Origin of the sequence: Anaerophilus nitritigenes, from assembly GCF_004138215.1 — a bacterium.
Classification (GTDB): domain Bacteria; phylum Bacillota; class Clostridia; order Peptostreptococcales; family Thermotaleaceae; genus Anaerophilus; species Anaerophilus nitritogenes.
Genome location: NZ_RYYS01000097.1, coordinates 1 through 19,335, shown reverse-complemented (window position 1 = coordinate 19,335; position 19,335 = coordinate 1). Strand labels below are relative to the sequence as shown.

Here is a 19,335-nt window from a genome sequence, read left to right as displayed (position 1 = left end):
CGTAATATTTTGAACTGCTCTATAGATATGGTCAAAAGATTCATTTACATCTATTACTGCTTTTGATTGCTCTTGTGATATTTCTTTTACTTCTTTCATGGTTTTTACACTTTCATTGGCTTGATTTTGTATGCCTCCTACTACTTTCTTAATTTCTTCTGCAGATTTACTTGACCCTTCAGCAAGCTTTCTTATTTCATCTGCTACTACTGCAAAACCTCTTCCTGCATCTCCTGCACGTGCAGCTTCAATAGATGCATTGAGTGCTAATAAATTTGTTTGTTCTGCTATAGAGTTGATGGTTTCTATCATATCCCCTATATTTTTTGATTTTTCTTCTAGTTCATAAATAACTTTTTCTATCTTTATAGTAGATTGATTGTTCAAATTTGTTTTTTGCTTTAATTCATCTACTGCATTGATTCCTTCTTGACTTACATCTATTACACTTTTTGCAGAATACGACATGTCCTCATTATCTTCTATCAGTCTCTTAAATTGATCATCTAAATTAGAAACTAACAAAGCTCCTTTTTCAGTATCTTGTGCTTGTTCACTTACTCCTTTTGCAATCTCTTCAATCGCTCTTGTTACTTCTTCTATAGACATGTTTGTATGCTCAGATGAATCAGCTAAATTAGTTGCAGATTTTGATACTTCCTCACTAATATGATTTGCCTTACGAATTAATTCTTTTATACTATTTACCATAATATTAAAAGTAGTAGAAATTTCTCCTATTTCATCATTAGAATCTATATTTAACTCTACAGACAAATCTCCCTTCGAAACAGAAGTTAATCCATCTAAAATCTTAGGCACATTTTTAAGAGTTTTCTTAGTGAAAAGGAAAATAACTACACTTAAAACAATACAACTAAATGTATATATTAGAATTACCATATTTCTAACTTTTTTCACATACTCTAATATATAATTTTCATCTATTGTCATACCTATTGACCATCCATTTAGTTCTATAGGCGTATATGCCATATATTTACTTGCTCCATTGATAGTATATCGTTTTACATCCGTTTCTCCTTTGATCATACTTTGTGCAATCTCCCCTATTTCGCCTGGTTCTTTTGTCATATTTACTTTTAAAACTTTATTTTCATCTGGATGATACACCACATTTCCTTGTTGATCTAATAATATTGCATGGCTATTTTCACCCACTTTATATTGTGATAATATTTCTCCTAATTGATCTATATAGATATCAATAGCCGTAGCTCCTATGGATCTAGATTCTTCAAATATAGGTGTAGCTACAGTTACTGCTAATTTTCCTGTAACACTATCTGTATAAGGAGATGAAAAATACGTCTCACCATTTTTAACTGTATCTGTATACCAAGGTCTTTTTAATAAATCATAATCCTCTGCTACTTCATAATTTCTATCTTCACTAATAAAATTTTTATTCTTTTCTAATGCTACATACACCAATCCTAAATCTTTATCAGAATTTTTTATTCTTTGCAATGTATTTAGAATTGCTTCATAACCTTCTATCTGTTTTACTGATCTTCGATCTTCTACCCCTTCTGTTGCCTTTATATAGTTTATGACATTTTGTGTGTATGCCATAGTTGGAGTAATAGAATATTTCTTAGAAAAAAAAGATTCTACATTAGCTCCTATATTATTTGCTTCATTCATAATTTGTTTCATAGCTAGTTCATTTACCATGTTGCTTACTCTACTATTAATAAATATTCCAGTAAATACAAAGATCATAATCGCTACAGACAATACTACTGCTAGTAATTTGTTTGCAATATTCATATCTTTCTTCATTATAATTAAAATCCTCCTTTTATTTAAAATCTTTTTCTATTACAATTTTCGACATAAACAGACAATTCGTTTATTCATTTTACCTATATTGACGGTTGTAATTTTTTCTAATATTGTAAAATATATATTCACTTTTCTATCTTTATAAACACTTTAAAACTAAATTTAAAATCAAAAGGACAGTTCTAATGACTTAAAAATATAAATCATAGGACTGTCCTTTTGATCTGCAGGTTTAAAATTTTATTATATCTTACTCCTCTTCAGATGTTGTTTCTATTTTACTCACTCCTGTAAGTAATGCAATGACTTCTTCTGGTTCACTCAACACTTCTATATTTTCATTTTTCCATATATCTAAATGTTCTACTAGTATAGGTTCTCCAAATAGCATTTTAGATGCATCAATTTCTATACTTTGAGGAAGATATTTAGGATATGTTTGAATTTCTATTTCTTCCATTTGCTGTTGAAGTACTACAGTAGTATCTTTTATTTTATTTCTATTAGTCAAATAAATAGGTAGTTTAACTCTTACTTTTTCATCTGCTTCCAATTCTTGCAAATCTATATGTAGTATATGTAGTTTTGTAGTATGTCTTTGAATTTCTTTAACAATAGCAGTTTTAATTTTTTCTTCTATTTCTACTTCAACATTTGATCCAACTCCATAGGTATTTAAAACTTTCTCTGCTTCTGATTTATTAAATTGAACTCTTTTTGTATTTTTATTCCTTCCATAAAGTACAGCAGGAATAAAACCTTCTTTCCTTAGTCCTTTGGATGATTTTTTTGTGTTCATTTCTCTTTCTTGTGCTTTTAATAATGGTTTTGCCATTTTATCTCCCCCTCTAGATTATTTTGTATCCCATATATATTAAACCAGATTTTTATAAATTTTTCAAATTTTTGTTTTTTTGACAGATATTCATTCATTTTAAAATTATTTTTGCAGGATAGATTATTTTTTATGATTAATGGTATAATAGAAACAAATACAAGGAGGGATCATATGAAAAAATGGATATGTTTTGTACTTATAACGCTTTTAGCAATTGGTTGTACTCCTAAAGGTTCTAAATCACCTACAACTAAAGAACCCGCACAAAAAGAAATAGAAGCTTCTTTATATTATGCAAACGAGGAGTACATCAGTACAGGAGATGAAAGCAAAGAAAAGTTTACGAAGGTTAACAAGAATTTTCAAAAAAATGAAGATTTGTTCATGTCTATTTTAAAAGAACTTCAAAAAACACCTGATGATAAAAATATACAAACCCTTGTTTCTGATTTGAATTTTTTAGATGTAAAAGTAGAAGATACACTAGCTTATGTAAATATTTCGTCACAAAATTTAAATGGCGGATCTTTACAAGAACTTTTTATCATTGGTCAAATCGTATACTCTTTAACTTCTGTTGAAGATATAGAAAAAGTTCAATTTTTAGTAGATGGTCAAAAAACAGATACTCTTTTAGGACACTACGATACCAGCAATCCTTTTACAAAGGACAGTGAGCTTTAAATAAAAAAGTGTGAGACTTTACATCTCACACTTTTTTATTTATTGTGCTAATTTTTTATAATTTTCATATTTTTCTTTTGCATCTTTTTCAGCTTTTTCAAATAATTCTTCAGCAATATCTGGAAATTGTCTCTTAAGTGAACTATATCTTACTTGTGCATCAATAAATTCTCTAAAGCTTGCTTTTGGCTCTTTAGAATCTAATATAAATGGATTTTTACCTTCTTCTTTAAGAGTTGGATTGTATCTGTATAAATGCCAGTATCCACAATCAACAGCTTTTTTAATATTATCTTGACTTCTTCCCATACCTTCTCTTAATCCATGATTGATACATGGTGCATAAGCAATGATTAGAGATGGTCCATCATACTTTTCAGCTTCTAAGATCGCTTTCATAAACTGATTTTTATCTGCTCCCATACCTACTTGAGCTACATATACATAACCATAATTTGCAGCCATCATACCAAGATCTTTTTTCTTAATCTTTTTACCAGATGCTGCAAATTTAGCTACAGCTGCTGTAGGAGTTGCTTTTGAAGACTGCCCACCAGTATTTGAATAAACTTCTGTATCAAATACTAATACATTTACATTTTCTCCAGAAGCTAGAACGTGATCCAATCCTCCATATCCGATATCATTTGCCCATCCATCTCCACCAATAATCCAAATAGATTTTTTGATTAAGAAATCTTTCTTTTCTTTGATTTGTGCTAATATGTCTTTTGCTTTTTCATCTTCGCAATTTTCAAGTATTGGAAGGATTTTTGCTGTTGCTGCTTTAGACATTTGTGCATCATCTATATTTTCTAACCATTCTACAAACGGAGCTTTAATCTCCTTATCTATATCTAAAGAAATCAATTCATTCATTAAATCTTTTATTTTATTTCTCATTTGTTCTACGCCCATAGCCATACCATATCCATACTCAGCATTATCTTCAAATAATGAATTTGCCCAAGCAGGACCTTTGCCTTGTGCATTTTTACAATAAGGTGTGGCTGGTGCTGAAGCTCCCCAAATAGAAGAACATCCTGTTGCATTGGCAATCATCATTCGATCTCCAAACAATTGAGTAATTACTTTTGCATATGGAGTTTCTCCACATCCAGCACAGGCTCCTGAGAATTCAAGAAGTGGTTGTTCAAATTGACTTCCCTTTACCGTTTCTTTATTCATTGGATTTTGTTTTGGAGAAACAGTCATTGCATAATCCCAATTTGGAACTTGTACTTCTGCTTGTTCTTCAATAGGTTCCATCACTAATGCTTTTTGTTTTGAAGGACAAATATCTGCACAGTTTCCACATCCAGTACAATCTAGCGAACTTACTTGCATACGATATTTATATTCTTCAAGTCCTTTTCCACTAGCTTGAACCATTTCAAACCCTTTAGGTGCTTTACTTGCTTCTTCTTCGTCTAAAAGTATTGGTCTAATCGCAGCATGAGGACAAACAAATGAACATTGATTACATTGAATACAATTTTCTTTGATCCAATTAGGAACATTTACGGCAATACCACGTTTTTCATAAGCTGCTGTACCATGTGGGAAAGTTCCATCTTCTCTTCCTTCAAATGTACTTACAGGAAGATAATCTCCCTTTAGTGCATTCATAGGTCTTAATACATCTTTTATAAATGCGGGTGCCTCTGATGTTGCTGCAGCTTCCTCTTGTGCGCCTGCCCAAGAATCTGGAATCTCTACTTTTACTAATGCACCTATTCCTTGATCTACAGCTGCATAGTTCATATTTACAATTTTTTCACCTTTTTTACCATAAGTTTTTAAAATAGCATCTTTTAAATATTGTACAGCATTTTCAATAGGAATCACTTTAGCTAGTTTAAAAAATGCTGCTTGCATAATCATATTTGTTCTTCTTCCAAGACCAATTTCCTCAGCAATAGCTGTTGCATCCATAAGATAAAAGTCAATATTGTGATCTTTGATATATTTTTTCATAGATGCAGGAAGTTTTTCTTCTAATTCTTCTACTGTCCATCTACAGTTTAAAAGGAATGTTCCTCCATCCTTTAATCCATCTAATAAATCATATTGATTTACATATGCAGGAGTTGAACAAGATACAAAATCTGCATCACTAATTAAATAAGTAGATTTGATTGGTTTTTTACCAAATCTTAAATGAGATACAGTTACTCCACCAGATTTTTTAGAATCATATGCAAAATATCCTTGTGCATACATATCTGTATTGTCTCCAATAATCTTAATAGCACTTTTATTTGCTCCTACTGTACCATCAGATCCTAATCCCCAGAATTTACATCTAATTGTTCCTTCTGAAGCTACTGAGATATTTTCTTTTATTTCAAGCGATGTATGCGTTACATCATCTACAATACCAATAGTAAATCCATTTTTAGGTTGATCTAACAATAAGTTATCAAATACAGATTTAATTTGAGAAGGTGTAGTATCTTTAGAACCAAGTCCATAACGTCCACCCACAATAATTGGAGCATTTTCTTTGTCATAAAATAGTGAACGTACATCTAAATATAATGGCTCCCCTATTGCTCCTGGTTCTTTTGTTCTATCTAACACTGCAATCTTTTTAACAGTCTTTGGAAGTACATCAAAGAAATATTTTTCAGAGAATGGTCTGTAAAGACGCACTACCATAACTCCTACTTTTTCTCCTTTTGCCTGAAGATACTCAACAGTTTCTTCAATTGCATCTGTTACAGATCCCATTGCAACAATTACTCTATCTGCATCAGGAGCTCCTATGTAATCAAAAGGCTTGTAGCTTCTTCCTGTAATTTTTTCTATTTGTTTCATATAATCTGCTACAATATCTGGAATTGCTTCATAGTATCTATTTGATGCTTCTCTTGCTTGGAAGAAAATATCAGGATTTTGTGCAGTACCTCGAGTAACAGGATGTTCTGGATTTAGAGCATGGCATCTAAATTCTTTTATTTTTTCATAGTCTACAAGTTTTGCAAAATCTTCATAATCAATTACTTCTATTTTTTGAATTTCATGAGAAGTTCTAAATCCATCAAAGAAATGTAGAAATGGCACTCTACCTTTAATCGCTGATAAATGTGCAACACCTGCCAAATCCATTGCTTCTTGTACACTTGCAGATGCTAAAAGTGCAAAACCAGTTTGACGTGTAGCCATAACGTCTGAATGATCTCCAAAAATAGATAACGCATGACTTGCTACAGCACGAGCACTTACATGAAATACTCCTGGAAGTAATTCTCCTGCAATTTTATACATATTAGGAATCATAAGAAGTAACCCTTGTGAAGCAGTAAATGTAGTAGTTAATGCTCCTGCTGCTAATGATCCATGAACTGCGCCTGCTGCGCCTGCTTCAGATTGCATTTCAGTAACCTTTACTTCTTGTCCAAAAATATTTTTTTGTCCATGAGAAGCCCATTCATCTACAAATTCTGCCATATTAGATGAAGGTGTAATCGGATAAATTGCTGCAACATCAGTAAATGCATATGAAACATATGCAGCAGCTGTGTTACCATCCATAGTTTTCATTTTCTTTGCCATCATACTTCCCCCTTAGTAATGTTTTAGAAGCTTTTTTTTCATTGTATTACATTTTCTAGAAAATTTCTAGCTTTTCACTTTTTTTGATGTAAAATAAAGATTTGTTTTTATTTTCTAAACATATATACATTTTAAACTTTTCTGTGCTATGACAACGTTATCTCTACGTCTCTGTATTAATATAGTTTTGTTTTTTTTGAAACAGTTTCGATATTTTTTGATATATATTGACATTTATCATTATAACAGCTCTCTTCGGTTAGTATAACAGAATAAAAAAACAGTGTCAATATCTTAAAACATTCCTTATTCTTCAGTGTATTTTTTAATAATTTTTATAAACAAACTATAATTTTCTATGCATTATAAAAAGCACACCTTAAATATCATTCAATATTAGTGTACTTTTTTCTTTCCTCTTATTCATTATAATAAGTATTGTAAAACAACCATTAATATTACTCCCGGAACTCCTAAAAATCCTGCTACCAATGCAGTCATAGGATTAATTCCAATATGTAAATTAAAAAATCCTCCTATAAAATTAAGAATCACCAGCATAATTCCTCCAACGATTCCATTATACATAAACTTCATAATCAATTTTATAGGTATTAACAAGATATATCCTAAAATATATAAAAGAATTAGTCCAAAGGCATACGCCAAAAGTATATTTAATTCTATACCCATTCCCATTTTTCCCCCTCCTTTTTTCATCTTAATTTATTATATAATCATTATATCAAGAATATGATTTCTATCAAACAAAAAAGACAGGAAAATTCCTGCCTTTTACTGCATAGATGCTTTGATCCCCTGTTCTCTTGCTACTCTCATCAAATATGTGTATCTTGTTTTTGCCGCTTCTACTCTGTAAATTGCATAATCAACTAAATCTGGATCTGTCACATTTTGAAAGAAAGCCTCTGCATTTCTCCAATCTTCATGAGCAGACTTAATGGTATCGATCATCTTATCTTCTTCAGTTCTTATATCTTCCCCATGGAAGACTTGTGCATAAGCATCTGAGATCATATTAAAAAATCCATTTTCATTTTTTTCTACACGACGTTCTCCTCTTCTCATGAAATCCCCCCAATCTCACTTATATGTATATCTTATCCATTTTTGGAATTGATTATACTTAAAAACTTCTTAATTGGGGGAATTTATAATTAGTAATCCAAAAAAATCTTTTAATAATTTTCTACAAAAACTTCAAAATGTCCTTGTGGATGTATACAGGCAGGACATAATTTTGGTGCCTCCTCTCCTTCATGAATATATCCACAATTATTACATTTCCATTTTACTACTTTATCTTTTTTAAATACTGTATTATTATTAATATTTTCAAGAAGATTTCTATATCTTGCTTCATGATGCTTTTCTACTTCAGCTATTTTTCTAAATGCTACTGCAATCTCAGGAAATCCTTCTTCATCTGCAATATCTGCAAAATGAGGATAAAGATCTGACCATTCTTCATTTTCTCCTTCAGCTGCCCATAAAAGATTTTGTTTTGTATCTCCTAATCCAACTGGATAAGTTGCATGAATCTCCACCATATCTCCCATTAAACTTTCATTTAAAAATTTGAAAAATCTTTTGGCATGTTCTTTTTCATTTTCAGCAGTTTCTAAAAACAAATTAGATATTTGTACATATCCTTCTTTTTTTGCTGTAGATGCATAATAAGTATATCTAGTTCTTGCTTGTGATTCTCCTGCAAATGATTTCATTAAATTTTGAGCAGTTTTTGTACCTTTTAAAGATTTCATAAAAAGTCCCCTCCTATTTTTTCTCTATTATCATATACCCTTTTTAAAGTATATAACACTTTTATTTTCTCTCTCAAGAGATACAGCTTTTATTATATGTAAAAAATCATAGAAAAGGTATTTTCTTATACCTTTTCTATGATTTTTTATAAAATTTTATAATTCTCGTCTTCCTTCTAATGCTTTTGATAAAGTTACTTCATCTGCATATTCCAAATCTCCTCCTACGGGAATCCCATGAGCAATTCTAGTAACTTTGATTCCTAGTGGTTTTATGAGCTTTGAAATATACATAGCCGTTGCTTCTCCCTCTATGGTAGGATTTGTAGCTAAAATAATTTCTTTTATTTCTTTTCCTTGTATTCTCATCAAAAGCTCTTTGATTTTAATCTCCTCAGGTCCTATTCCCTCCATAGGAGATATGGCTCCATGAAGTACATGGTATACTCCCTCAAACTCTTTTGTTTTTTCCATAGCAATCACATCTTTAGGATCTTCTACTATACAAATAAAGTTTTGATCTCTATGGGTGCTTCTACATATATGACAAGGGTCCATATCTGTGATATTTGCACACTCAGAACAATATCTAGTGTTTGTTTTGGCATCTACAATAGCTTGAGACAGATTTTGTGCATCTTCTATATTCGCATTTAAAACATGAAAAGCAAGTCTTTGTGCAGTTTTTCTTCCAATACCAGGAAGTCTAGAAAACTCGTCTATAAGCTTTGCAATAGGTGCTGGGTAATAATTCATATTCATCACCTCTCTTATTTATACATAAAAACCGAGCCTTAAGGCTCGGCAACCTAGAATAAACCTGGAACGTTCATTCCTCCTGTAATTTTTCCCATTTCTTTAGACATCATCTCTTCAGCTTTTCTTAAAGCTTCATTCACAGCAGCTATAATTAAGTCTTGTAGCATTTCAACATCATCTGGATCAACTGCTTGTGGCTCAATCTTTATATCTAAAACTTCTTTTTTTCCGTTTACTTTTACAGTAACTGCTCCACCACCAGCACTTGCTTCTACTTCTTTTTCTTCTAATTCTCCTTGCATTTTTTCCATGTCTTTTTGCATCTTTTGTACTTGCTTTAACATATTATTCATATTTCCAGGCATCATTGGCATTTTGCCCTTACCTTTTGCCATAGTCTCTCCTCCATTTCTAGAAAGTTTTCACTATATTATACCATATATAGATAGGTAATTATACAAATTCATTACTCTATAATTTCAACCTTATCTTCTCCAAATAGCTCTATAATCTTTTGTATCTCTTCATCTTCTTTAGACCGTTCTCCTTTGGGCATATGATTAAGTTCATCTTCCATAATACATTTTAAATATAGCTTTTGCCCTACCATCTCTGCAACAACATCTTCAATAAAGTCCTTATAAGGACTTTTCTCTGATGCTTCTTTATGAAATCCATATCCTTGTTTAAAAGATACAATAAGTTGATTTTCTGAAACCTCCACAAGTTGTCCTTCCATTAAAACTGCATAAACGGAAATTTTTCTTTTCTTTATCACTTGTAAAATTTGAGTCCACCCTTTTTTTAAAGATTCTAATGGAATCCTTTTCACAGAAAGATTCTCATGTTTTTCTTCTCTTTTTTCATCTAAAGCTTTGGAATCTTTAGCTGGTTCTTCCTTTACATCTATATGAAATTTACCTGATTGAATAATTTGTTCTAGATGGGCAATTCTCTCTACTAATCCCTCTATGGATATATCCATTTGAGGTTTAGAAAGTTTGATAATAGAAATTTCTAAAAAAACACGTGGCTGAGTAGTCCATTTGACTTCTGCTAATGTATCTGACAACTCTTTAATAGCTCTGACAATCTCATTCATATGTATTTTATTTCCTTGTTCTATAAGTCTTTGTATATTTTCTTTAGACATATGAATAATTCGATCTGGCTTATCCGATACTTTCGTCATCATAAGATTTCTATAATGCTGTAATAAATCTTTTATAAATTGTTGTATATCTTTTCCTAAATATACTATTTCTTCAATTTGCTCTATAATCTTTTGAGTCTCTCTATTGGTAATAGCTTCTACTATTTTAAATAAGTACTCATCACTTACAGTTCCCAAAAGATCTATTACATGTTCATAAGTGATTTTACCCAACTCAAAGGATATGCATTGATCTAATATGCTTAAAGCATCTCTCATGGCTCCATCTGAATTTCTTGCAATAAGACGAAGAGCTTCCTCCTCTATCTCAATATGCATATGAGTACAAATATAACTCATTCGATCTACAAGATCTTCTTCCTTTACTCTTTTAAAGTCAAATCTCTGACATCTTGATAAAATCGTTGCTGGAATCTTATGAGGCTCTGTAGTAGCTAGAATAAATACGGCATAACTAGGAGGTTCTTCTAGTGTTTTTAAAAGAGCATTAAAAGCACCAGTTGAGAGCATATGAACCTCATCTATAATATATACTTTATATTTTGCATTAGTAGGTGGATATTGTACATTTTCTCTTAATTCTCTAATGTCATCTACTCCATTATTAGAAGCTGCATCTATTTCTATTACATCCATAATATTTTCATGTAATATTCCACTACAATTTTCACATGTATTACATGGATTGTACTCTTTTGGGTGAATGCAATTGACTGCTCTTGCAAATATCTTGGCTGTAGAAGTTTTTCCTGTTCCTCTTGTCCCACAAAAGAGATAGGCATGAGCAATATTATTATTTTTGATTTGATTTTTTAAAGTCTTTATAATATGCTCCTGTCCTATTACATCTTCAAAAACTTGAGGTCTCCATTTTCTATAAAGAGCCATATATGCCATATCATACACCTACTTTCATATATCCTAATAAGCAAAATTCGCATGTCGCTATCACAACTACTCATAGCCTAAGCGAAATTCTTTCATTTCATTCAGAATTTTTGTTGCTTAAAATTTATAGAAACTTTAATCTTCTAAAATAGTTAACACTTTTAACTTTTCTATACCATTCTAATTAATATAAAAAAACATGTAGTTTTTTCTACATGTAAGTATTTTATGTAAAGCTGTGCACCTATCGTTGATAGGCTACTACAAACGTAACCTGTACAGTTAACTCGGTTCAGGCTCCCCTACGGCACACCAGAGTGCCCACTTACCGTTGCTTCCTTCCGGACCTGGCGGGGTTCATGAGTTCTAGTTGCGCAGGACCCAATCTTCATCGCCACTTATACAGGGCAGACTTCACAGTAACAAACCGTCGATAGGCATTCAATCCTGCTACAGCGGATTGCAGGTTACAGGGCACCGCTACCTCCCCATCTAGCACAGCAAACTTTATAAACTTTTTCATTGGCGGAGAGAGCGGGACTCGAACCCGCGGGGCCTTGCAGCCTTACACGCTTTCCAGGCGTGCCCCTTAGCCAACTCGGACATCTCTCCATAGCGGAACATATACTAATATATCATATTTAGGTGCAAATGACAAGCACCTAATTTTTACATTACATGCCAAATCATCACATCTTTTCATTCCTAAGAATCATTATCAAAAGATATATTCCCATAATCGCTGCACTTAAATATCCGATCAGTCCAAAAAATGACATATCATAAATCTTTGGTCCTACGTTTGCAGTAATCACTAAAGAAGAACCCACTACAATAGAAGAAATAATAAGCGCAAATACAATTCGATTTGCCATCTTACTTAATTCTCTTATAGTTTCTTCCATATGAGCATGTTCTATCTTTACCTTTAACTTTCCTGCTAATACACTATTAATAAGTTCTAGACTCTTGATTGGGATCTTTAATCCAGACTTAGATAATTGATATATATTTTCAATTTGTTCTATAAGATCTTGGCTAAAATCTCTTTTAAAAAGAATATATTCTTTTATATAAGGAAGTGCTGCATCCATCATATTCATCTTTGGATCAAGCTTTTGTACAACTCCTTGAATTGTCATCATCCCTTTTAAAAACATAGTAATATTTTTGGGCATCGCAAGATTATTTCTTTTACTTACCTTAAATATTTCATTAATAAATTGCAAAAAATCAATATCCGCTATACTTTGTTGAACATATTTATTATAAATTTCTTCAATATCAGAATACAATCTATTTATCTGTATTTTTCCTTTTTTTATTCCTATTTTTACAACAGTTTGAGTAATCTTTTCTATATCTTTTGTAGCGGATGCATATAATAGATCATTAAGTTTATATTTCATTTCCTCATCTAAACTACCCATCATGCCAAAATCTATATACGCAATTTTTTGATTAGATATTAATAAATTTCCAGGATGAGGATCAGCATGAAAATATCCATCCTCAAATGCCTGTTTCATATAATGATGTATAAGATCTTTTGCAATTTCTTTTAAGTCATATCCATTTCTTTTTAAATCATCAATATTACTAATCTTGATTCCTTTTATGTACTGCATTACTAAAATATTAGAGGTTGTATATTCTTTATAAACTCTAGGAGAAATCACATGTTTTATATTTTTATTTTTTTCATAGAATTTTTTTATATTATCTGCTTCATTAAAAAAATCTAATTCTTTTTGCATCATTTCTCCTATTTCATCTATAACTTCATTAAAATCTATTACATTTTTTTGTGGAGTAAACTTTCCTATCTTTGTAAGTTTTTTTAAAAGAGCAATATCACTCATCATTACTTCTTTTACAAAGGGTCTTTGTATTTTTAAAACTACTTGTTCGCCATTTTGTGTACAAGCTAGATGTACTTGAGCCATAGAAGCTGATGCAATAGGTTCTTGTTCTAAATACGGAAACACCTCTTTTATAGGTCTTTTTAATTCTTTCTCAATAAGATTTTGAATATCTTCAAATTTTTCAGCTTTTACTTGATCTTGAAGTTTTTCAAACTCCAAAATATACTCTTGTGGTAATATATCTGGTCTTGTTGATAAAATTTGTCCTATTTTTACAAAGGTAGGTCCTAATTCTTCTAAAGCCTCTCTTGCATTTTGAGGAGTCATAGGTTCTTTTTTTATTCCATATTTTATAAATACAGAAATAATTTCTTTGATTCTCTTTCTCTCATTGATTGTATTCATCTCCTATACATACCTCTCTTTTTTTATCTTTATTTTAATATTATAATCATTATTCTTCCATGTCACTCTATAATTTTAAAACAATTCAACTCTTTATGCATGAACAATTATCAACTGGGTAAAATTATACAAAGAAAACCATTAGAAAGGATTGATGCTTATGCCTAATGTTCAAATAGAACCTCCTCATTCAGACCTTCCAAGAGAGAAATTTGAACAACTATCATCTTATATAGATAGTCTAGATACTGCAAGAGGTGCATTGATTGAAATTCTTCATAAAGCACAGGATTTATTTGGTTATCTTCCAAGAGATGTCCAACTTTTTGTAGCTAGAAAAATAGGAATTCCAGCTGCTGAAGTTTTTGGAGTCGTTACCTTTTATTCTTATTTTACTACAAGCCCTAAAGGGAAACATACAATTAGTGTATGTATGGGAACTGCATGCTTTGTGAAAGGCTCTGATGAAATATTTCAAGCCTTTAAGGAAAAATTAAATATTAACTCTCAAGAAACTACAAAAGATGGTCTTTTCACTTTAAACAACGTTCGCTGTATTGGTGCATGCGGTCTTGCTCCTGTAGTTATGGTAGATGAAAAGGTTTATGGAAAAGTAACTCTAGAAGATGTGGAACATATTATCAACACCTATAGAAAGGAGGATTCAATTTGAAAATAGATTCTATCCATACTTTAGAAAAGTTAAAAGAAAAATCATTTAAAAAAGTATACCTAAGAAATCCTAATGAAGCTATCTACGATGATCAAAAGGATATTTTAGTCTGTGGTGGTACAGGCTGTATAGCAAGCGATAGCAATCAACTTATTAAAAATCTCAATCTTATTTTAAAAGCAAGAGGCTATGATCACAAAGTAAATATCATCAAGACAGGCTGTTTTGGCTTTTGTGAACAAGGTCCTATTGTAAAAATACAACCTGACAATATATTTTATGTAAAAGTTGTCCCAAAAGATGCTAAAGATATTATTGATCAACATATTATAGGAGGTCATCAAGTAGAAAGATTGTTGTATAAAAATCCTACAAACGAAGAAAGAATACATAAACATAAAGACATTCCCTTCTATAAAAAGCAACTACGTATTGCTTTGAGAAATTGTGGTAGAGTTAACCCTGAAGATATTTATGAATACGTTGCATTTTCTGGATATGAAGCTTTAGGAAAAGCACTTGCAAAATCTCCTGAAGAAGTCATAGATCTAATAAAAAAATCTGGTCTTAGAGGTAGAGGTGGTGGAGGCTTTCCTACTGGACTTAAGTGGCAGCTTACTCGTGAGTCAGAGGGAGATATAAAGTATATCATCTGTAATGCTGATGAAGGAGATCCCGGAGCTTTTATGGATAGAAGTATACTCGAAGGAGATCCTCACAGTATTATTGAAGCTATGATCATTGGAGGATATGCTATTGGTGCAAATCACGGAATCATTTATATAAGAGCTGAGTATCCTCTTGCTGTAGAAAGACTAAATATCTCAATCAAGCAAGCAAGAGAATTAGGACTTTTAGGAGAAAATATTTTTAACTCAAACTTTAATTTTGAAATTAACATCAAATATGGAGCAGGTGCTTTTGTTTGCGGAGAAGAAACAGCTCTTATTAATTCTGTAGAAGGTAGACGTGGAGAACCTAGCAACAAACCTCCTTATCCTGCTCAAGAAGGATATTGGAGCCGTCCTACATGTGTAAATAATGTAGAAACCTTTGCAAATATTCCTCCTATTATTTTAAATGGCCCTGATTGGTTTTCATCTATAGGAACCAAAGAAAGTAAAGGAACAAAAGTATTTGCTCTTGCAGGAAAAATCAACAACATAGGACTTGTAGAAGTACCTATGGGTACCACTCTTCGTGAAATTATTTACGATGTAGGAGGAGGAATTCATAAAGGACATAAATTTAAAGCTGTACAAACTGGAGGTCCTTCTGGAGGAGTTATTACAGAAAAAGATTTAGATACTCCTATTGATTATGAACACTTAGCAGAAATAGGATCTATGATGGGATCTGGTGGAATGATTGTAATGGATGAAACCAATTGCATGGTAAATATATCAAAATTTTATATGGAGTTTATTATGGATGAATCTTGTGGAAGATGTACGCCCTGTAGAGTAGGTACAAAAAGGATGCATGAATATTTACAAAAAATCACAAATGGAGAAGCTACCATGGAAAACCTAGATAATCTAGAACAACTTGCTTACATGATAAAGGACGGTTCCCTTTGTGGATTAGGTCAAACTGCTCCAAATCCAATCTTAAGTACTTTGAAATACTTCTCTGATGAATATATCTCCCATATAAAAGATAAAGTTTGTCCTACTAAAGAATGTAAAGAACTTTCTACCCCTAAAAATCGAGAGGTGCAAATATGACAAAAGAAAACATGATTCATATTCATATCAACCATATTCCGTTAGAAGTAAGAGAAGATATCACAATCCTTGAAGCGGCTCACAAAGCAGGAGTCAAAATTCCTACTTTATGTCATCTAGATTTACATGATTTAAAACTTGCTAACAAAGTAGCTTCCTGTAGAGTCTGTACTGTAGAATTAATAGGAAAAAACTCTTTGGTACCTGCTTGTGTTACAAAAGTATCAGAAGGTATGGTAATTCATACTAATTCTATACGAGCTATAAAAACAAGAAGGATGGCAATAGAGCTTTTGTTATCTAACCATCCTAATGAATGTTTTACCTGCCCTAAAAATTTAGAATGTGAGTTACAGTCTTTGGCAAAAGAGCTTGGAGTACGAGAAATAAAATGGATTGGAGAAAGAAAAAAATTTGAAAAAGATTTATCTAGTGATGCCATCGTAAAAGATCCTAATAAATGCATTATGTGTAGAAGATGTGAGACTATGTGTAATGAAGTACAAACCTGTGGAATTTTATCTGCTATTGGTCGTGGCTTTAAAGCATTTGTAGGTCCTGCCTTTGATATTCCTATGGCAGAATCTTCTTGTACTTATTGTGGTCAATGTGTATCTGTATGCCCTACTGCAGCTCTCACAGAGGTAAACCATACAGATAAGGTATGGGAGGCCTTGGCTGATCCTAATAAACATGTAGTAGTACAAACAGCTCCTGCTATTCGAGTAGCTATTGGAGAATTATTTGGAATAGATCCAGGAACGATCGCTACAGGAAAAATGGTTACTGCTCTTAAAAGAATGCACTTTGATGCTGTATTCGATACAGATTTTGGAGCAGATCTTACCATTATGGAAGAAGCCACCGAATTTATTCATCGAATGGAACATGGTGGAACTCTTCCTATGCTCACAAGCTGCTGCCCTGCTTGGGTTAAATTTATTGAACATCAATTCCCCGAATTATTAGACGTTCCCTCTACTTGTAGATCTCCTCATATTATGTTTGGAACAATCGTAAAAACTTATTATGCACAAAAGTACAATCTTGATCCTAAAAACATAGTCGTAGTATCTGTTATGCCTTGTATTGCAAAAAAAGCTGAAGCCAAAAGGCCTGAGCTTACAAAAGATTATAACACAGATGTAGATATTGTCATTACCACAAGAGAACTCGGTGCTATGATTAAAGAAGCCGGAATTGATTTTAAAAGCCTTCCAGATAGTGAGTTTGATCACCCATTAGGAGAAACTACTGGGGCATCTGTTATATTCGGAACAACAGGAGGCGTTATAGAAGCTGCTATGCGTACAGCCTATGAATGGATTACAGGAGAAGAATTAAAAGAAGTTGAATTTACTCAATTAAGGGGAATGGAGGGTATACGAGAAGCTACTATAAAAATAAAGGATCAAAATGTTAGAATCGGTATTGCCCATGGTCTTGGAAATGCTCGTATTATTCTTGAAAAAATAAGAGATGGAAAATCTCCTTATGATGCTATTGAGATTATGGCTTGTCCTGGAGGATGTATTGGAGGGGGAGGACAACCTTTTCATCACGGAAATGATGTAATTGTAAAGAAAAGACAACAAGCTCTTTACGAAGAAGACAGAAATAAAAAAATAAGAAAATCTCATGAAAATGCTGAAGTATTAAAGCTATATAAAGAATTTTTAGGTCAGCCTTATGGAGAAAAAGCTCATCGTCTTCTTCATACACATTATGAAAAAAAAGATAGAATATAATAAAAGTTACAAAACACTTTACATACCAACAAATTCACACTTTATATAGGACAAAGAGACTGTAAACCTACCCATTTGTCCTATATAAAATGGGTTAAATTTCCCAAAGGATTTTCATGCTTCTCCATGAATTTATATTTATATATTAAAATAAAATGGGAGGCATAATATATGAAAGAATCTACAATAAAAACAATAAATATTCATATAGAAAAATTAGAAGAAAATATGATCATTGGACAAGACGTTATCAACAAGGATGGAAAGAAATTAATAAATCAAGGTTATTGCATAAAAGACCTAGAAAGAGTTATTTCCCTTTTACAAAATTATGATATTCATTTTGTAAATATACACATTCTAGACGATCAAGACGAGTTATCAGTAAATGAAGAGGATTTCATTATTCCTGATATTAAAAATATGGATCTAGAGAATAAAAGAGATGAAGAAATTATTAACTTCAAAGAAAACTTTAATCAAACCAAAAAATGTATTTATACAGACTTTAATCATCTACTATGTGGAAAGCCTATTACTTATAGAACTTTACAAGAACATACAAAAGAGCATCTTAAGATCTTTTCTATTGGTACAAATATTTTTCAACTTATAGAAATAATGCGAAAAATGGATAAAACCATCTATACACATTGCTATCATGTAGCTTTGACAAGCTACTGTATTGGAAAATGGTTGAATCTTGCAGATGAAGATCTAGAAGAATTATTTTTAGCGGCTATCTTTTCTGACATTGGAAAATTAAAACTTCCTAAAGCTCTTTTATATAAAACAGAACCTTTAAATGCTCTTGAAAAAAAGAAAATACAAGAACATGTTTTTCATAGCTACCACATTGTCGAACCTTATTTATCTATCTCTAGTAGAATCAAACAATCTATTTTATCTCACCATGAAAAAATAGATGGCAGTGGATATCCTATACATATGAAAGAGAAAGATATTCCTCTTTTTGCAAAAATCATCGCTGTAGCAGATACCTACAATACTCTTACCTCTGAAAATTTATCTTGTGCTACAGTCCTAGATACTATTAAAACAATGGAAACTACCTATAAAAATCAATTGGACACCAAAATATTATACGTATTTTTACAACGTATTGGAGATTGCTTTATTGGTCAAAAGGTAAAGCTTAAAAATCAAGAAATAGGTGAAATCGTATTTATTAATCATAGATTCATTCAAAAGCCTATGATTAGACTTTTATCTAATCAAAAAATTATAGATTTAAGTAGCGCATCTAAGCCTTTTTATATTCAAGAATTAGTAGTATAAATATAGCTTACAGAGGAAGATTCATCTTCCTCTTAGCTTGTAGACAAAGTCATAAAATTCATAAACTCATGGCGCCAACGAAATCTTTTCATTTCATTCAAGATTTCCGTTGCTTAAAAAACGT

The 19,335-nt window shown here is 31.6% G+C and carries 15 protein-coding genes, 1 tRNA gene and 1 other RNA gene; 5 read left to right on the top strand and 12 right to left on the bottom strand.

Going from position 1 to position 19,335, the window contains the following annotated elements; all coding sequences use genetic code 11:
• The coding region (locus EK368_RS13590; RefSeq protein ID WP_165000467.1) for a methyl-accepting chemotaxis protein at positions 1-1,806 on the bottom strand (1,806 nt) is incomplete at its 3' end.
• 253 nt (positions 1,807-2,059) lie between these two features.
• On the bottom strand, positions 2,060-2,644 hold the full coding sequence (locus EK368_RS13585) for a 50S ribosomal protein L25 (RefSeq protein WP_129600582.1): 585 nt from the start codon (positions 2,642-2,644) through the stop codon (positions 2,060-2,062).
• 174 nt (positions 2,645-2,818) lie between these two features.
• On the opposite strand from EK368_RS13585, the gene EK368_RS13580 reads away from it, so the two are divergent.
• Positions 2,819-3,331, top strand: coding sequence for a GerMN domain-containing protein (locus tag EK368_RS13580; RefSeq protein WP_165000466.1), 513 nt, complete (start codon positions 2,819-2,821; stop codon positions 3,329-3,331).
• A 39-nt stretch (positions 3,332-3,370) separates the two neighbouring features.
• On the opposite strand, the gene nifJ is transcribed toward EK368_RS13580, so the two are convergent.
• The 10 genes from nifJ to EK368_RS13530 form a co-directional block, all read right to left on the bottom strand.
• The gene (gene nifJ, locus EK368_RS13575) at positions 3,371-6,889 is read right to left on the bottom strand and encodes a pyruvate:ferredoxin (flavodoxin) oxidoreductase (protein ID WP_129600579.1); all 3,519 of its coding nucleotides are present in this window, start codon (positions 6,887-6,889) and stop codon (positions 3,371-3,373) included.
• 426 nt (positions 6,890-7,315) lie between these two features.
• The gene (locus tag EK368_RS13570) at positions 7,316-7,588 is read right to left on the bottom strand and encodes a pro-sigmaK processing inhibitor BofA family protein (protein ID WP_129600578.1); all 273 of its coding nucleotides are present in this window, start codon (positions 7,586-7,588) and stop codon (positions 7,316-7,318) included.
• Between the two features lie 96 nt (positions 7,589-7,684).
• Entirely contained in the window at positions 7,685-7,978 is a 294-nt protein-coding gene (locus tag EK368_RS13565; RefSeq protein ID WP_165000465.1) for a YaaL family protein, read from the bottom strand.
• 110 nt (positions 7,979-8,088) lie between these two features.
• The gene (gene rbr / locus EK368_RS13560; protein WP_129600576.1) at positions 8,089-8,673 is read right to left on the bottom strand and encodes a rubrerythrin; all 585 of its coding nucleotides are present in this window, start codon (positions 8,671-8,673) and stop codon (positions 8,089-8,091) included.
• A 156-nt stretch (positions 8,674-8,829) separates the two neighbouring features.
• A complete protein-coding gene (gene recR / locus EK368_RS13555; protein ID WP_129600575.1) occupies positions 8,830-9,429 on the bottom strand; it encodes a recombination mediator RecR in 600 nt (199 codons plus the stop codon).
• 53 nt (positions 9,430-9,482) lie between these two features.
• A complete protein-coding gene (locus tag EK368_RS13550) occupies positions 9,483-9,827 on the bottom strand; it encodes a YbaB/EbfC family nucleoid-associated protein (protein ID WP_129600573.1) in 345 nt (114 codons plus the stop codon).
• Positions 9,828-9,898: 71 nt separating this feature from the next.
• A complete protein-coding gene (dnaX, locus tag EK368_RS13545) occupies positions 9,899-11,503 on the bottom strand; it encodes a DNA polymerase III subunit gamma/tau (RefSeq protein ID WP_129600572.1) in 1,605 nt (534 codons plus the stop codon).
• Positions 11,504-11,730: 227 nt separating this feature from the next.
• An RNA gene (gene ffs, locus EK368_RS13540) (signal recognition particle sRNA large type) lies at positions 11,731-11,995 on the bottom strand.
• A gap of 22 nt (positions 11,996-12,017) precedes the next feature.
• Positions 12,018-12,106: transfer RNA gene (locus EK368_RS13535), tRNA-Ser, on the bottom strand.
• Positions 12,107-12,183: 77 nt separating this feature from the next.
• On the bottom strand, positions 12,184-13,764 hold the full coding sequence (locus tag EK368_RS13530) for an ABC1 kinase family protein (protein ID WP_129600570.1): 1,581 nt from the start codon (positions 13,762-13,764) through the stop codon (positions 12,184-12,186).
• 160 nt (positions 13,765-13,924) lie between these two features.
• Between EK368_RS13530 and nuoE the strand changes: the two genes are divergently transcribed.
• The 4 genes from nuoE (at position 13,925) to EK368_RS13510 (ending at position 19,211) form a co-directional block, all read left to right on the top strand.
• A complete protein-coding gene (gene nuoE, locus EK368_RS13525) occupies positions 13,925-14,437 on the top strand; it encodes an NADH-quinone oxidoreductase subunit NuoE (RefSeq protein WP_243109428.1) in 513 nt (170 codons plus the stop codon).
• Between the two features lie 2 nt (positions 14,438-14,439).
• Positions 14,440-16,164 (top strand): NADH-ubiquinone oxidoreductase-F iron-sulfur binding region domain-containing protein, encoded by a 1,725-nt coding sequence (locus tag EK368_RS13520; protein WP_479722772.1) that lies wholly within the window; start codon positions 14,440-14,442, stop codon positions 16,162-16,164.
• Positions 16,161-17,912 (top strand): NADH-dependent [FeFe] hydrogenase, group A6, encoded by a 1,752-nt coding sequence (locus EK368_RS13515; RefSeq protein ID WP_243109427.1) that lies wholly within the window; start codon positions 16,161-16,163, stop codon positions 17,910-17,912. Before EK368_RS13520 ends, EK368_RS13515 begins: the two co-directional genes overlap by 4 nt.
• A gap of 171 nt (positions 17,913-18,083) precedes the next feature.
• On the top strand, positions 18,084-19,211 hold the full coding sequence (locus tag EK368_RS13510; RefSeq protein ID WP_129600566.1) for an HD-GYP domain-containing protein: 1,128 nt from the start codon (positions 18,084-18,086) through the stop codon (positions 19,209-19,211).
• The last annotated feature ends 124 nt before the right edge of the window (positions 19,212-19,335 follow it).

Excerpts from the sequence above, each read along its gene's own strand:
- EK368_RS13585 (WP_129600582.1), bottom strand. The coding sequence starts at position 2,644 with ATGGCAAAACCATTATTAAAAGCACAAGAAAGAGAAATGAACACAAAA.
- EK368_RS13580 (WP_165000466.1), top strand. The coding sequence starts at position 2,819 with ATGAAAAAATGGATATGTTTTGTACTTATAACGCTTTTAGCAATTGGT.
- nifJ (WP_129600579.1), bottom strand. The coding sequence starts at position 6,889 with ATGGCAAAGAAAATGAAAACTATGGATGGTAACACAGCTGCTGCATAT.
- EK368_RS13570 (WP_129600578.1), bottom strand. The coding sequence starts at position 7,588 with ATGGGAATGGGTATAGAATTAAATATACTTTTGGCGTATGCCTTTGGA.
- EK368_RS13565 (WP_165000465.1), bottom strand. The coding sequence starts at position 7,978 with ATGAGAAGAGGAGAACGTCGTGTAGAAAAAAATGAAAATGGATTTTTT.
- rbr (WP_129600576.1), bottom strand. The coding sequence starts at position 8,673 with ATGAAATCTTTAAAAGGTACAAAAACTGCTCAAAATTTAATGAAATCA.
- recR (WP_129600575.1), bottom strand. The coding sequence starts at position 9,429 with ATGAATTATTACCCAGCACCTATTGCAAAGCTTATAGACGAGTTTTCT.
- EK368_RS13550 (WP_129600573.1), bottom strand. The coding sequence starts at position 9,827 with ATGGCAAAAGGTAAGGGCAAAATGCCAATGATGCCTGGAAATATGAAT.
- dnaX (WP_129600572.1), bottom strand. The coding sequence starts at position 11,503 with ATGGCATATATGGCTCTTTATAGAAAATGGAGACCTCAAGTTTTTGAA.
- EK368_RS13530 (WP_129600570.1), bottom strand. The coding sequence starts at position 13,764 with ATGAATACAATCAATGAGAGAAAGAGAATCAAAGAAATTATTTCTGTA.
- nuoE (WP_243109428.1), top strand. The coding sequence starts at position 13,925 with ATGCCTAATGTTCAAATAGAACCTCCTCATTCAGACCTTCCAAGAGAG.
- EK368_RS13515 (WP_243109427.1), top strand. The coding sequence starts at position 16,161 with ATGACAAAAGAAAACATGATTCATATTCATATCAACCATATTCCGTTA.
- EK368_RS13510 (WP_129600566.1), top strand. The coding sequence starts at position 18,084 with ATGAAAGAATCTACAATAAAAACAATAAATATTCATATAGAAAAATTA.